At 36.5% G+C, this 12,764-nt stretch carries 16 protein-coding genes; 15 read left to right on the top strand and 1 reads right to left on the bottom strand.

The features are described from left to right. The first annotated feature begins 121 nt into the window (after nucleotides 1–121). From SOM16_RS21650 to SOM16_RS21605, 10 genes are all read left to right on the top strand, one after another. Entirely contained in the window at nucleotides 122–631 is a 510-nt protein-coding gene (locus tag SOM16_RS21650; RefSeq protein WP_320466123.1) for a phosphoribosyltransferase family protein, read from the top strand. A gap of 98 nt (nucleotides 632–729) precedes the next feature. After that, the gene (locus tag SOM16_RS21645; protein WP_320466082.1) at nucleotides 730–1,353 is read left to right on the top strand and encodes a 1-acyl-sn-glycerol-3-phosphate acyltransferase; all 624 of its coding nucleotides are present in this window, start codon (nucleotides 730–732) and stop codon (nucleotides 1,351–1,353) included. Continuing rightward, nucleotides 1,350–2,447: a glycosyltransferase gene (locus SOM16_RS21640; protein ID WP_320466081.1), complete on the top strand. Its 1,098-nt coding sequence runs from the start codon at nucleotides 1,350–1,352 to the stop codon at nucleotides 2,445–2,447. Before SOM16_RS21645 ends, SOM16_RS21640 begins: the two co-directional genes overlap by 4 nt. Beyond that, the gene (locus tag SOM16_RS21635; protein ID WP_320466080.1) at nucleotides 2,417–3,091 is read left to right on the top strand and encodes a carotenoid biosynthesis protein; all 675 of its coding nucleotides are present in this window, start codon (nucleotides 2,417–2,419) and stop codon (nucleotides 3,089–3,091) included. Before SOM16_RS21640 ends, SOM16_RS21635 begins: the two co-directional genes overlap by 31 nt. A 29-nt stretch (nucleotides 3,092–3,120) precedes the next feature. Beyond that, on the top strand, nucleotides 3,121–3,327 hold the full coding sequence (locus tag SOM16_RS21630; protein WP_320466079.1) for a DUF2683 family protein: 207 nt from the start codon (nucleotides 3,121–3,123) through the stop codon (nucleotides 3,325–3,327). Beyond that, nucleotides 3,309–3,590, top strand: coding sequence for a Txe/YoeB family addiction module toxin (locus SOM16_RS21625; protein WP_320466078.1), 282 nt, complete (start codon nucleotides 3,309–3,311; stop codon nucleotides 3,588–3,590). Before SOM16_RS21630 ends, SOM16_RS21625 begins: the two co-directional genes overlap by 19 nt. A 16-nt stretch (nucleotides 3,591–3,606) precedes the next feature. Then, on the top strand, nucleotides 3,607–4,458 hold the full coding sequence (locus SOM16_RS21620; RefSeq protein ID WP_320466077.1) for a 4-hydroxy-3-methylbut-2-enyl diphosphate reductase: 852 nt from the start codon (nucleotides 3,607–3,609) through the stop codon (nucleotides 4,456–4,458). Nucleotides 4,459–4,528: 70 nt separating this feature from the next. Continuing rightward, entirely contained in the window at nucleotides 4,529–5,203 is a 675-nt protein-coding gene (locus SOM16_RS21615; RefSeq protein ID WP_320466076.1) for a fatty acid desaturase, read from the top strand. 82 nt (nucleotides 5,204–5,285) lie between these two features. Next, nucleotides 5,286–6,296 carry a ferrochelatase gene (gene hemH / locus SOM16_RS21610; protein ID WP_320466075.1) on the top strand — a complete coding sequence of 337 codons (1,011 nt, stop codon included), beginning with the start codon at nucleotides 5,286–5,288 and terminating at the stop codon, nucleotides 6,294–6,296. 5 nt (nucleotides 6,297–6,301) lie between these two features. After that, entirely contained in the window at nucleotides 6,302–6,808 is a 507-nt protein-coding gene (locus SOM16_RS21605; protein WP_320466074.1) for a gluconokinase, read from the top strand. Here the strand turns inward: SOM16_RS21605 and SOM16_RS21600 are convergent. Next, entirely contained in the window at nucleotides 6,792–8,060 is a 1,269-nt protein-coding gene (locus SOM16_RS21600; RefSeq protein WP_320466073.1) for a 3-deoxy-D-manno-octulosonic acid transferase, read from the bottom strand. The genes SOM16_RS21605 and SOM16_RS21600 overlap by 17 nt on opposite strands. Before the next feature lie 35 nt (nucleotides 8,061–8,095). Between SOM16_RS21600 and SOM16_RS21595 the strand changes: the two genes are divergently transcribed. The 5 genes from SOM16_RS21595 to SOM16_RS21575 are packed head-to-tail and all read left to right on the top strand — an operon-like array spanning nucleotide 8,096 to nucleotide 12,728. Further along, nucleotides 8,096–9,406, top strand: a complete 1,311-nt coding sequence (locus SOM16_RS21595) for a UDP-glucose dehydrogenase family protein (RefSeq protein ID WP_320466072.1) — start codon at nucleotides 8,096–8,098, stop codon at nucleotides 9,404–9,406. A gap of 1 nt (nucleotide 9,407) precedes the next feature. Beyond that, a complete protein-coding gene (locus SOM16_RS21590) occupies nucleotides 9,408–10,397 on the top strand; it encodes a UDP-glucuronic acid decarboxylase family protein (protein WP_320466071.1) in 990 nt (329 codons plus the stop codon). Nucleotide 10,398: 1 nt separating this feature from the next. Beyond that, nucleotides 10,399–11,421 carry a UDP-glucose 4-epimerase GalE gene (galE, locus tag SOM16_RS21585; protein ID WP_320466070.1) on the top strand — a complete coding sequence of 341 codons (1,023 nt, stop codon included), beginning with the start codon at nucleotides 10,399–10,401 and terminating at the stop codon, nucleotides 11,419–11,421. Continuing rightward, nucleotides 11,422–11,979, top strand: a complete 558-nt coding sequence (locus SOM16_RS21580; RefSeq protein ID WP_320466069.1) for a hypothetical protein — start codon at nucleotides 11,422–11,424, stop codon at nucleotides 11,977–11,979. It begins immediately after the preceding gene. An 11-nt stretch (nucleotides 11,980–11,990) separates the two neighbouring features. Then, a complete protein-coding gene (locus SOM16_RS21575; protein WP_320466068.1) occupies nucleotides 11,991–12,728 on the top strand; it encodes a tyrosine-protein phosphatase in 738 nt (245 codons plus the stop codon). The last annotated feature ends 36 nt before the right edge of the window (nucleotides 12,729–12,764 follow it).

The raw sequence follows: 12,764 nt of genomic DNA, 5'->3' as shown, positions 1-12,764 counted from the left end.
TTGTTTTTGGTTATTGATTAGACGCAGGTAGATCGTAAACGTTGCAAACAATCGAAATTATTTTTCAAATAGTTTGAATTTCAGCCTTAAAATCGTTCTTTTTGTATTCAATCCTTTTAACATAATGACATCACAAATCCTCATACTTAATAAAAAACAAATTCAACAGAAGATCGATCGAATCGCGTATCAAATCCTGGAAGATAACCTGAATGAGAAAGAGGTAGTGCTAGCGGGCATTTGGGACCGTGGATATAAGTTGGCTGTTCGCTTAGAGAAGGTTTTGAAAAAAATATCTGGTTTTAAGCTTACACTTTTACGCATTGATCTTCAGAAGGAAAGCAGCAAACTTATTGCAACTACAGATTTAGATGAAAGCTATTGGAAGAACAAAGTTATTATCATTATTGACGATGTGCTAAATAGTGGCAAAACGTTGGCCTACGGTCTCGGCGTTTTCCTAAACACACCCCATAAAAAGATTAGAACCGTAGTACTGGTAGATAGAAGCCACAAGATTTTTCCAATTGCTACAGATTTTGTTGGCCTCGAACTGGCCACGGTGTTAAAAGAACACGTTGATGTGATTATGGATGTTGAGGGTGAGGAAGATCGGGTTTATCTAAGTTAACTATCAATCATTATTTTTTAAAGGATTAGATTCTGTAAATTTTGCCGATATAGGCGGTTATATTTGCAATTAAGCGCTTTTTTTTGCAATTTCCCAACATGTACCATCCTCGAAAAAATAACTTTATTTATCGCTTTTTTTCCTGGTATATTGAATTCATTATTAAGAAAGATTTCACAAGTTTCCATTACAATGCCATTGAAACCAAAGAAGATACATCAATTTTAATCCTTGCTAATCATTTTAGCTGGTGGGATGGTTTTTTTATTTTTTATATCAATAAGAAACTATTTAAAAAGCAGTTTCATGTTTTGATCAATGCTGAAAATTATAATAAGGTTGGTTTTTTAAAGTACTTAGGTGCATTCGCTGCAGAAGGTGGTGGGAAAGACATCATAGGGATGTTAAGCTATGCCAGTAAATTATTAGACGATAAAAATAACCTGGTACTTATTTTCCCCCAAGGTAAATTACATTCCAATCATGTAAAAAATATCACCTTTGAAAAAGGGGTAATGCAAATCATTAAATCAAGTCAGAAAAGATTAAATATTGTATTTTCAGCTACATTTGTAGATTATTTCTCCAAGCGGAAACCAACAATACAAACCTATCTTCAAAATTGGGATAGCGAAGAATACATGAGTTTGCAGCTATTAAAAAGCGCCTATAATAAACATTACGATCAGTCGGTTGTTAAACAAACACAAATTACTGAATGACCATTTTTATTTATGCCGTTTTAATTTTTCTGGTGATCCGTTTTTCGGTCACGGTGTTCAACTTTCTTTCCAATCCGAAGTTGCCAAGGGTAATCAAAAATTATGAAGATTTTGTTTCCATTTTAATTCCTGCTCGTAATGAGGAAGACGATATCCTGCAATTACTCGATTCTATAAAGACTCAGGATTATAAAAATTTTGAAGTGATTGTATTAGATGATAACAGCAGCGACCAAACTTATGCAAGAGTAGCGACTTTTGCTACTCAAAATCCGCAATTTAGGGTAGAGCGTGGAAATGAACTTCCGAAAGGCTGGCTGGGCAAAAATTACGCTTGTTATCAATTGGCGGCGCTGGCAAAAGGGAAATATCTACTTTTTGTAGATGCCGATGAAACCATAAAAAGGGGTTTTATCAATAGCCTGATTAGTAGGATGGAAGTTGGTCATCTGGCGTTGATTAGTATTTTTACCAATCAGGTAATGAAGTCGGCTGGGGAGTGGCTTACCATTCCATTAATGCATTTTATCTTGTTAAATCTGTTGCCCTTACGGTTGGTAAAGTTTTCTGCTAATTCGGCTTTTTCTGCGGCAAGTGGGCAATGCATGTTTTTCAACGCCAGGAATTACAAGGAAAATCAATGGCACGAAAGGGTAAGGAATAAGGTAGTAGAAGATGTGGAGATTATGAAAGCCGTAAAACTTCAAAAATATAATGGTGAAGCTTTATTAGGCAATGGATTGATTTACTGCCGGATGTATAAAAACCTAAATGAAAGTTTAAATGGCTTTAGTAAAAATTTACTTGCAGGTTTTGGCAATAACGTAATTATCTTACTATTTTACCAGCTTTTGGTTACCATAGGGCCGTTAATTTTATTGTTAAACTTTAACATCTCTTTGCTTGTATTACCATTAACATTAATTTTTTTAAGCAGAATAATGATTTCCTATTTATCTGGTCAGCATGTTTTAATCAATTTGATACTTCATCCGTTCCAGATGTTATTCTTCTTAATCATCTCATTTTTATCCATTATACAACACATATTTAAAACAGGCACATGGAAGGGCAGATCGATCAAAGCGATTTAAAGATAAAAAAGATTGCAGTTGCGGTAATTGTCATTTTTCACGTGGTTGGCTTAATTGGGTTTTTAATCCCGGCATTACAGCCTTACTTTATGAAGATGGTGCCGTTTCACCTGCTTTTAATGTTTGCGATCATCATTTATACCTATGTTGGTGATGTTAAGCGACTGCTTTTATTTGTTTCCGGGGTGTTTCTATGCGGCTGGCTGGTAGAAGTTCTCGGGGTACACACCGGGAAAATTTTTGGCAGCTATTATTATGGTAATACTTTAGGTTACAAAATTGCTGCAGTACCGCTATTGATGGGCGTAAACTGGGTAATCTTAATTTTTAGCATTGGCCAGATGGTAAAAAGTTTCAAAATTCGAAATAGCATTTTAGCTTCCTTAATCGGAGCATTAATGCTGATTACTTTTGATTTTTTTATGGAGCCAGTTGCCATGAAATTCGATTACTGGCAATGGGATTGGCATCAAATCCCACTTCAAAACTATATTGCATGGTTTATCGTATCTATTATTTTATTAAAGTTTTATTATGCGCTGGGTCTTAAACAACAAAAATATATTGGTGCAGCCATGTTTACTGCTCAATTGGTATTTTTTGTTGTCTTGTACATGACAACCGGAACAAATATTTTTGCGTAATTTTGTGCGGTAATTTTAAAGTTTAAATTATGGAAACACTGATTGTACAGCCCAAAAACAAAAAACAGCTTGTTGCAATAGAGGCTGTACTAAATGTTTTAAACGTAACTTTCAGAAAAGAAAGTAATTATAATGCCGAATTTGCGGATGAAATAAAAAAAGGTGAAGAGGATGTTAAGAATGGACGTGTTACTAGAATTAAGGACGTTCAAAATATATGGGAAAGTATTTTATAGAAATTACTGACCAAGCCAAAAAACAGTTGGCTTTCATTCAAAAATCCGGAGATAAAGCCTCAACAAAAAAACTTCAGAAAATTTTTGTTGAATTAAGTATTCATCCTGAATTAGGGATTGGTAAACCTGAAAAATTAAAATTCGAATTTTCTGGATACTGGTCAAGACAAATAAATAAAAAAGATAGGTTAGTCTATAGAATCAATGAAGAAATTATAACAGTATTTATAATTTCTGCAAAGGGACATTATGACGATAAATAACTAACCCTAAAGAATAATGAGCAATTTAAACTTACAAGTCAATATTGATAAATCATCCGGGTTTTGCTTTGGTGTGGTTTATGCTATCGAAATGGCCGAAGATATTTTAGATAATGAAGGTTATTTATACTGTCTGGGGGATATTGTTCACAATGATGAAGAAGTGGAACGCTTAACAAAACGCGGATTAAAAATTATCGATCATGAGGTTTTACAAGACTTAAGAAACGAAAAAGTTTTAATCAGGGCGCATGGCGAGGCACCATCAACCTATCAATTGGCTTTGGAAAATAATCTCACGCTAATAGATGCTTCTTGTCCTGTGGTGTTGAAATTGCAAAACAGAATCAAAAATTCTCACGATGATGATGAGCAGATTTTGATCTTTGGAAAACATGGTCATGCGGAGGTAATCGGCTTGCAAGGTCAAACAGATGGCAAAGCAATTGTTTTTCAGGATTTAGCAGAGTTGGATCACGTAGAATTGCCTTCGAAATTTACCCTTTATAGTCAGACTACAAAAAGCACCGATAAATTTTATCATATCAAAGATGAGCTGTTGAGTCGCGGTTATGAGGTGAAAGCAAATGATACCATTTGCAGACAAGTATCTAACCGATACCAGGAGTTAGAAAATTTTGTGGGTAATTACGACAAGATCATTTTTGTTTCCGGCAAGAAATCATCTAATGGAAAAGTGCTTTACGATGTATGTAAGAAATTTAACGATCAGTCCTACTTCATTTCAAACATAGAGGAATTGGATTTAAATTGGTTCGCCGAAAACGATAGTGTTGGAATTTGCGGTGCTACATCAACTCCGATGTGGCTAATGGAAAAAGTGAAAGTTGCTTTAGAAGGGTTTTAATCCCGTCATCTTTTCTAACTTTCTTTAGCGTTAGTTGTTATCTGTATTGTAAACGTTCAATATTGTTCATTTGAAAACAAATCACGCATATTTAGGAATTCTAGTCGCGTTAGCTGTAATTGCATTATGGCTCACTTCGCTCATTTTTCTCTTGAGTTGGAATTTCCAATGGAGTAATCCAGTGGTTTACCTGATGATTTTTGTTCAAATGCACTTATATACAGGCCTATTTATTACTGCTCATGATTCCATGCATGGCACAATCTCTCTCAATAAAACGATCAATAACTTTATTGGCTACCTTTCCGTATTTCTGTACGCAGGCTTTTTCTATAATAAACTATACGCGAAACACCATAAACACCATAGCCATGTGCACACTGAGGAAGATCCGGATTTTGCTCCCCATGGTTTTTGGAGATGGTATTTAAGCTTCATGCTTAACTATGTAACCATCATCCAGCTGGTAATCATGGCTGTTGCTTTTAACGTTTTGCAAATCTGGATTGATCAAAGAAACCTGTTGCTTTTTTGGGTTTTGCCGTCGCTCATGAGCACTTTCCAACTATTTTACTTTGGCACCTACCTGCCACATAAAGGTGAGCATGAAAATGAATATCATTCGTCAACACTTCAGAAGAATCATTTATTGGCATTCTTTACCTGCTATTTTTTTGGGTATCATTTAGAACACCATCAGAAACCCGGTACACCATGGTGGCAATTGTACAAAACAAAAGCTTAGCTTTTTACCAAATCTTGATACTTGGTAGTCACTACTTGGAACTAAAAACGCGATATTTGCGCGACGAAACATATTTTTATCAATGAGCAAAAAGGGAATTTTACTTGTAAATTTAGGAACACCTGATAGTCCGGAAACACCTGACGTTAGAAAATATCTTGATCAGTTTTTGATGGATGAGCGGGTGATTGATATTCCTAAATTCAACAGAACACTATTGGTTAAAGGAATTATCGTTCCTTTCCGGAGTCCTAAAACGGCAAAATTGTATAAAGAAATCTGGAATGAAAATGGTTCTCCGCTACTTTATTATAGCCGCTTGCAAGCTAAAATGTTGCAAGAGCGATTGGGCGATGAATACCATGTAGAACTGGCAATGCGCTACCAAACTCCGTCTATTGCAACTGCATTATCAAATCTAAAAGCAGGTTTAGTAGAAAGTATTCAGGTAATTCCAATGTTTCCGCAATATGCTTCTGCAAGTTCTGGTTCAGTAATGCAGCTGGTAATGGAATTGGTGAGTAAATGGCAAACAGTGCCACCCATCTCCTTTGTCAATTCCTTTCATGATAACGAACTAATGATTAAGGTTTTTGCAGAAAATGCAAAAAAACATCATGTTGAAAATTATGATCACGTGCTTTTTAGTTTCCACGGATTACCGGAACGCCAGCTTTTGAAATGTGATCACACTGGAAGCTATTGTTTAAAAACAGCAGATTGTTGCCAGACTTTAAATGATACCAATAAATTTTGTTACTCTGCACAAGGACATGATACGGCCCGATTAATTGCGAAAGAATTAAACTTAACAAGAGATCAATATACCGTCTGCTTTCAATCGCGGCTAGGAAAAGAACCATGGGTGCAACCTTACACCACTGATGTATTGAAAAAGTTAGCTGCTGAAGGTAAAAAACGATTGTTGGTTTTTAGTCCTGCTTTTGTAGCCGATTGCCTGGAAACCCTTTATGAAATTACCGTAGAATATCATGAAGAATTCAGGGAGCTTGGTGGCGAACATGTACAATTGGTAGAAAGTTTAAATGATAGTCCGGTATTTATTGAAGCCCTGGCTGGTATGATAAAGTAATTTAAATGGCAAGTTTTATAATTTTAATGGGTGTTTCTGGAAGTGGCAAAACCGTTATCGGTAGAGCACTTGCTCCAGCTATCCATGCTGAATTTATTGACGGTGATAATCTGCATTCACAAAGAAATGTAGATAAAATGGCTGCGGGTATTCCCCTTACTGATGCAGATCGGCAAGATTGGTTAGCGCTGATTGCAAAGGTTGGGCACAACCATGTAGAAGAAGGAACAAGCTGCATTATTGCTTGTTCTGCACTAAAAAAGGCCTATAGAGATTTACTAAGGAAAGAAAATAGCTCCATTCGTTTTGTATACCTGAAAGGAAGTTTCGAGCTGATTTACGGACGAATCTCTAAAAGATCTCATCAATACATGCCATCTAGTTTGTTGGAAAGTCAATTTGAAACATTGGAAGAGCCACAAAGTGATGAACCAGATGTTTTAGTAGTTTCTATCGATCAGGAGATTCCTGAAATTGTTGATGAAATTGCGAAGGCTAATTTGCTTTCGTAATCATTGAAATGATCTGATCAGTAGCCCCCTTTTTATCTTCCACATATTTCTTTGCATCGTTCGCAGCTTTTTCATTATTCATTAATTCTTCAAAAGCTTTAATAAGCTCAATTTCTGTAACAATAGTCTTTGCTGCGCCAAGAGCAATTAAATCTTTTGCTTCCTGAAATTTATCGTACTTAGGGCCAAAAATTACCGGTAAACCAAAAGCTGCGGCCTCTAGTGTATTGTGAATTCCGGCACCAAAGCCACCGCCAATATGGGCCATTTTTCCATACTGATACAGAGACGAAAGCATACCAATATTATCGATAATTAAAACCTGAGCTGTGCGGGCTGGGATTTCAGAATCATCCGCATTCAATTGCGAGCTAAAAACCGAAAACCGTAAACTGCCAGCAGGGAACTGCTTCTCTATACTTTCGATGTGATTATCATGAATTTCATGTGGTGCGATAATAAATTTCCAATCTGGATATTTTCCTGGTAAAGCCGAGATCAAATTTTCATCTTCAGGCCAGGTACTGCCACAAATCAGTGTAGGTGAGTTTCCTATAAACTGTTCAATTAATGCTAACTTTTTAGGCGTTTGGGCATTTTCAAAAACCCGATCGAAGCGTGTATCACCATTGATGGTCACCTTGTTTATTCCGATGGATTTTAATAAAGTTTCACTTTCCTCATTCTGAACAAAGAAATAGGTAACAAAAGATAAAATATTGCGATAAAAGCCTCCGTACCACTTAAAGAAAGCCTGATCAGGCCTGAAAATACCAGAAATTAAATATAAAGGAATCGCTCGATCATGAAGTTCCTTAAAGTAATAATGCCAAAATTCATATTTAGTAAATATAGCTAACTCAGGATTTATGGCTTCAATAAAACGTTTAGCATTACTTTTAGAATCTAATGGAAGATAAAATACATCCGCCAGGGCATAATTCTTCCTGATTTCATATCCTGATGGTGAAAAAAAAGTGACAACAATTTTCTTCTGCGGATATTTATCTTTCAATTTTTCCAATACTGGTCTGCCTTGTTCAAACTCTCCCAAAGAGGCGAAATGAAACCAGATGTGTTTTTGCGTAACATCTATCCGCGCTGCGATTTGCTCAAAAATAGCTTTACGGCCATTGATGAAATGCCTGGCCTTTGGATTAAAGAGTGAAAATATTTTAATTATTAACGCGTAAACCTGAATTCCGACTGTGTAAAGCAAAAGCATAAGTGTAATTTCATATCTTCGTGCCAAGATAAAACGAATATATTTAAAAAGCTTAAGAATATATGAAAATAGCCGTTATAGGTACCGGATACGTGGGTTTGGTTACCGGAACATGTTTAGCAGAAACTGGAAACGACGTCATCTGTGTCGATATAAATGAAAGTAAAGTAAAGAAAATGCAGGATGGGGAGGTGCCGATATATGAGCCAGGACTGGATTTGCTTTTTCACCGGAATATCGCACAAGGAAGGTTAACATTTACCACCAACCTTGCTGACGCAGTGAAAGATGCGCAAATCATTTTTATGGCCTTACCAACGCCTCCAGGCGGAGATGGTGCTGCAGATTTGTCTTACATTCTTGGTGCGGCAAAAGATATTTCTAAGCTGATTACAGAATATAAAGTGATCGTAAACAAATCTACCGTGCCGGTTGGTACTGCAGATAAGGTTAAAGCTGTTTTTCAAGAAAATACATCTATAGAAGTAGATGTAGTTTCTAATCCTGAATTTTTGCGGGAAGGTGTGGCAGTTGATGACTTTATGAAGCCAGACCGGGTAGTATTGGGTACAAAAAGTGAAAAGGCTAAAAAGCTGATGTCAGAACTGTACGGGCCATATGTTCGCCAGGGAAATCCGATTTTATTTATGGATGAGCGTTCTTCTGAATTAACAAAATATGCTGCAAACTCTTTTTTAGCAACTAAGATTACCTTTATGAATGAGGTGGCAAACCTTTGTGAATTGGTAGGTGCTGATGTAGATGCTGTAAGAAAAGGAATTGGATCGGATGACCGGATTGGCAAACGCTTTCTTTTTCCTGGTATCGGATACGGAGGCTCATGTTTTCCGAAGGATGTTCAGGCTTTAGCTAAATCATCAGATGATTATCAGTATGATTTTCAGATTTTGAAATCGGTTATGGAAGTTAACGAACGACAAAAAACTATTTTGGTAGATAAAGTTTTAAAATATTATAAAAACGATATTAACGGAAAACATTTTGCCCTTTGGGGATTAGCTTTCAAGCCAGAAACAGATGATATTCGCGAGGCTCCTGCTTTATATATCATTAATGCTTTAATTGAAAATGGGGCAACCGTTACTGTATTTGATCCTGAAGCCATGGAAAATGTAAAGGGCATTATTGGCGATCAGGTGAAATATGCCAACAACCAATATGAGGCTTTAGAAAATGCAGATGCGTTGCTAATTGCTACAGAATGGTCTGTATTCCGCAATCCAGATTTTGAAAAAATAGACAAGGTCTTAAAAAATAAAGTAATCTTCGACGGTCGGAATTTGTATGATCTGCAAAAAATGATCGATCTTGGTTACTATTATAACAGTATAGGCAGAAAATTGATAGATTAAGATGAGTCAGAAAAGAATTTTGATTACTGGTGCAGCCGGCTTTTTGGGCTCTCACCTATGTGATCGTTTTGTAAAAGAAGGTTATCATGTGATCGGAATGGATAACCTGATCACCGGCGATTTGGCCAACATTGAACATCTTTTTAAATTAGAGAACTTCGAGTTTTACAATCATGATGTTTCCAAGTTTGTGCACATCCCTGGTAAGTTGGATTATATTCTCCATTTTGCTTCCCCGGCTAGCCCGATAGATTACCTGAAAATTCCAATTCAAACGTTAAAAGTAGGATCTTTAGGCACGCACAATCTTTTGGGTTTGGCCAGGCATAAAGGTGCGCGAATGTTAATTGCATCCACATCAGAAGTTTATGGAGATCCAAATGTAAACCCACAACCAGAAGAATACTGGGGCAATGTAAACCCTGTGGGGCCTCGTGGCGTTTATGATGAGGCTAAACGTTTCCAAGAAGCAATTACCATGGCATATCATACCTTCCATGGTGTAGAAACCAGAATAGTTAGAATTTTTAATACCTACGGACCGAGAATGCGGCTTAATGATGGGCGTGTTTTACCAGCTTTTATTGGACAGGCTTTGAGAGGAGAAGATTTAACTGTATTTGGAGATGGCAGCCAAACCAGGTCTTTCTGTTATGTTGATGATTTAATTGAAGGAATTTTTCGTTTATTGAAGAGTGATTATGCGCAGCCCGTTAACATCGGTAATCCAGATGAAATCACCATCAAGCAATTTTGTGAAGAAATTATCAAGCTTACAGGTACCACACAAAAAATAGTATATAAAGAACTTCCGCAGGATGACCCAAAACAAAGACGTCCGGATATCACCAAGGCACGTGAAATTTTGAAATGGGAGCCAAAGGTGGGGCGTGCCGAAGGTTTAAGAATTACTTATGAGTATTTCAAATCTCTACCAGCAGAAGCTTTAGAAAAAATTGATCATAAAGATTTTACCACATTTAACCGTTAAGATGTCAAAAATATTAGTTACTGGTGGAACAGGATATATAGGATCGCACACCGTTGTAGAGTTACATAATGCAGGATATGAGGTTGTCATTGTAGATAACTTATCCAATTCAAACATCAAAATTTTAACCCAGTTACATGCCATAACAGGTAAGTGGTTTGATTTTAATGAGATTGATTTGCAGGATGAAAGTGCAGTAAAAGAATTTGCTGCAGCCCAAACAGATGTTACAGGGATTATCCACTTTGCAGCTTCAAAAGCTGTTGGCGAGTCAGTTGAAAAACCTTTAAAATATTATAAAAATAATTTTTTCGGTTTAATCAATCTATTGACTGCCTTTAACAGGAAAATTGACTTTGTATTTTCATCATCATGTACTGTTTACGGGCAACCAGATAGCTTGCCAGTTACAGAAGCTGCGCCTGTAAAGAAAGCAGAATCTCCATACGGAAACACTAAGCAGGTTGCAGAAGAAATTTTGGCTGAAACTGCTGCAGTAACACCAGACCTAAACGTAATTGCATTGCGTTATTTTAATCCGGTAGGTGCACATGAAACCGCTTTAATAGGCGAATTGCCAAATGGTGTTCCGGCAAATCTGGTTCCTTTTATTACACAGTCTGCCGTCGGTAAACGTGGTCCGATTACTGTTTATGGTAACGATTATGACACTCCGGATGGTTCTGCTATTCGCGATTATATCCACGTTGTAGATTTAGCGAAGGCGCACGTTGCTGCCATAAAAAAAATGGAAAAGAAAGATACATCATCAAACTTTGATGTTTTTAATATCGGCACCGGAAAAGGATCTTCAGTTTTGGAAATCATTTCGGCCTTTGAAAATGTTAATGGAGAGAAACTTAATTATAATCTCGGACCGAGAAGAGCTGGCGATATTGTTCAAATTTATGGCGATGTAACCAAGTCTAATGAAGAATTAGGTTGGAAAGCTTCCTTAGATGTTAATGAGATGATGCGATCTGCCTGGGAATGGGAAAAATATATTAAGGCTAACCCTTTTTAAATGAAACTATCGGAGCACAAAGATTTAAAAAATGCAATAACAGACTTGCCTGTGAAGGAAAAAGACAGGTTGTTATTGCGTTTGATTGCCAAAGACAAAGTGCTTACCGAACATCTTCATTATAAATTGTTGGAAGATGAATCTGATCTGGAACATCGAAAAGAGCAGATTAAAGCCGATGTAGAAGAGCAGGTAGTCGATTTAAAAAAGCTGAATGCAAAAGAAGCATTGGTTAAAGTTAGAAAGATGATTACCGCGGTAAACCATTTTTACAAGGTAACTAAAGACCCAATCGGCGAAGTTGAATTAAAAATCTTCATCTTAAATATGGTTCCGTTCGATTATAGAAAATCTACGCTTGGTTATCGGGATTATATGATTTTATTTGCTACATTCTTCTTAAAAACAGTTGCTGTAACCCTAAATAAATACAAAAAACTGCATGAGGATCTGCAATTTGACCTGAGCGAAGATTTAAATCATTTACTCAGTAAAATTTATTCCTCAAAACTCGCTTCTTCTGCTGAAGCATCAAATCTTCCAAAAGAAATAAATTAAGAACTATTGTGATGTTCGGATTATTTAAGAAAAAGAGAATAGTACCCGAATTTAATTTCTCCAATATTGGAATAGATATGCACTCGCATATTATTCCGGGGATAGATGATGGTGCACAAACGTTGAACGATTCTATTCAGTTGGCTAAACGTTTTAAAGCGCTCGGGTTTAACAAACTGATTGCAACGCCTCATATTATGGCGGATTATTTTAGGAATACGCCTGACACCATTAACCGTGGACTTGATATTCTAAGAAAGGGACTCAGCGATATTCAGCTCAATCTGGAAGTAGATGCAGCGGCAGAATACTACCTGGATGAGACACTGGAAAAGAAAGTTAGACAGAAAGAAGTATTAACATTTGGAAAAGAATACCTGCTTTTCGAACTTTCCTATATCAATGCACCACCAAATCTTTTAAATTTTATTAAAATTATTCAGGATGCCGGGTATCAGCCTGTATTGGCACACCCGGAGCGCTATCCATATTTTTATAATTCAATCGAAAGCTTACATCAAATTAGAGAAACAGGCTGTTTGCTTCAGATGAATTCTATCGCCTTAACAGGCTATTATGGATTTGGTGCTAAAAAAGCTGCAGAAGAAATGGTAGAATATCATCTTGTAGATTTTATTGGGAGCGATATGCATCATCTAAAACATGCTGCTGCATTGGAAGAAAGCTTGTATACGCCACTAATGCAGCAATTGCTGAGTCAGCATCAATTAAATAATGTTTTAATTTAAAGAGATATTTCTGCTTAGCGTTTGGTTATAAATAGA

Origin of the sequence: Pedobacter sp. CFBP9032 (genome assembly GCF_034045265.1) — a bacterium.
Classification (GTDB): Bacteria; Bacteroidota; Bacteroidia; order Sphingobacteriales; family Sphingobacteriaceae; genus Pedobacter.
This window is presented reverse-complemented; position numbering and strand designations above follow the sequence as displayed.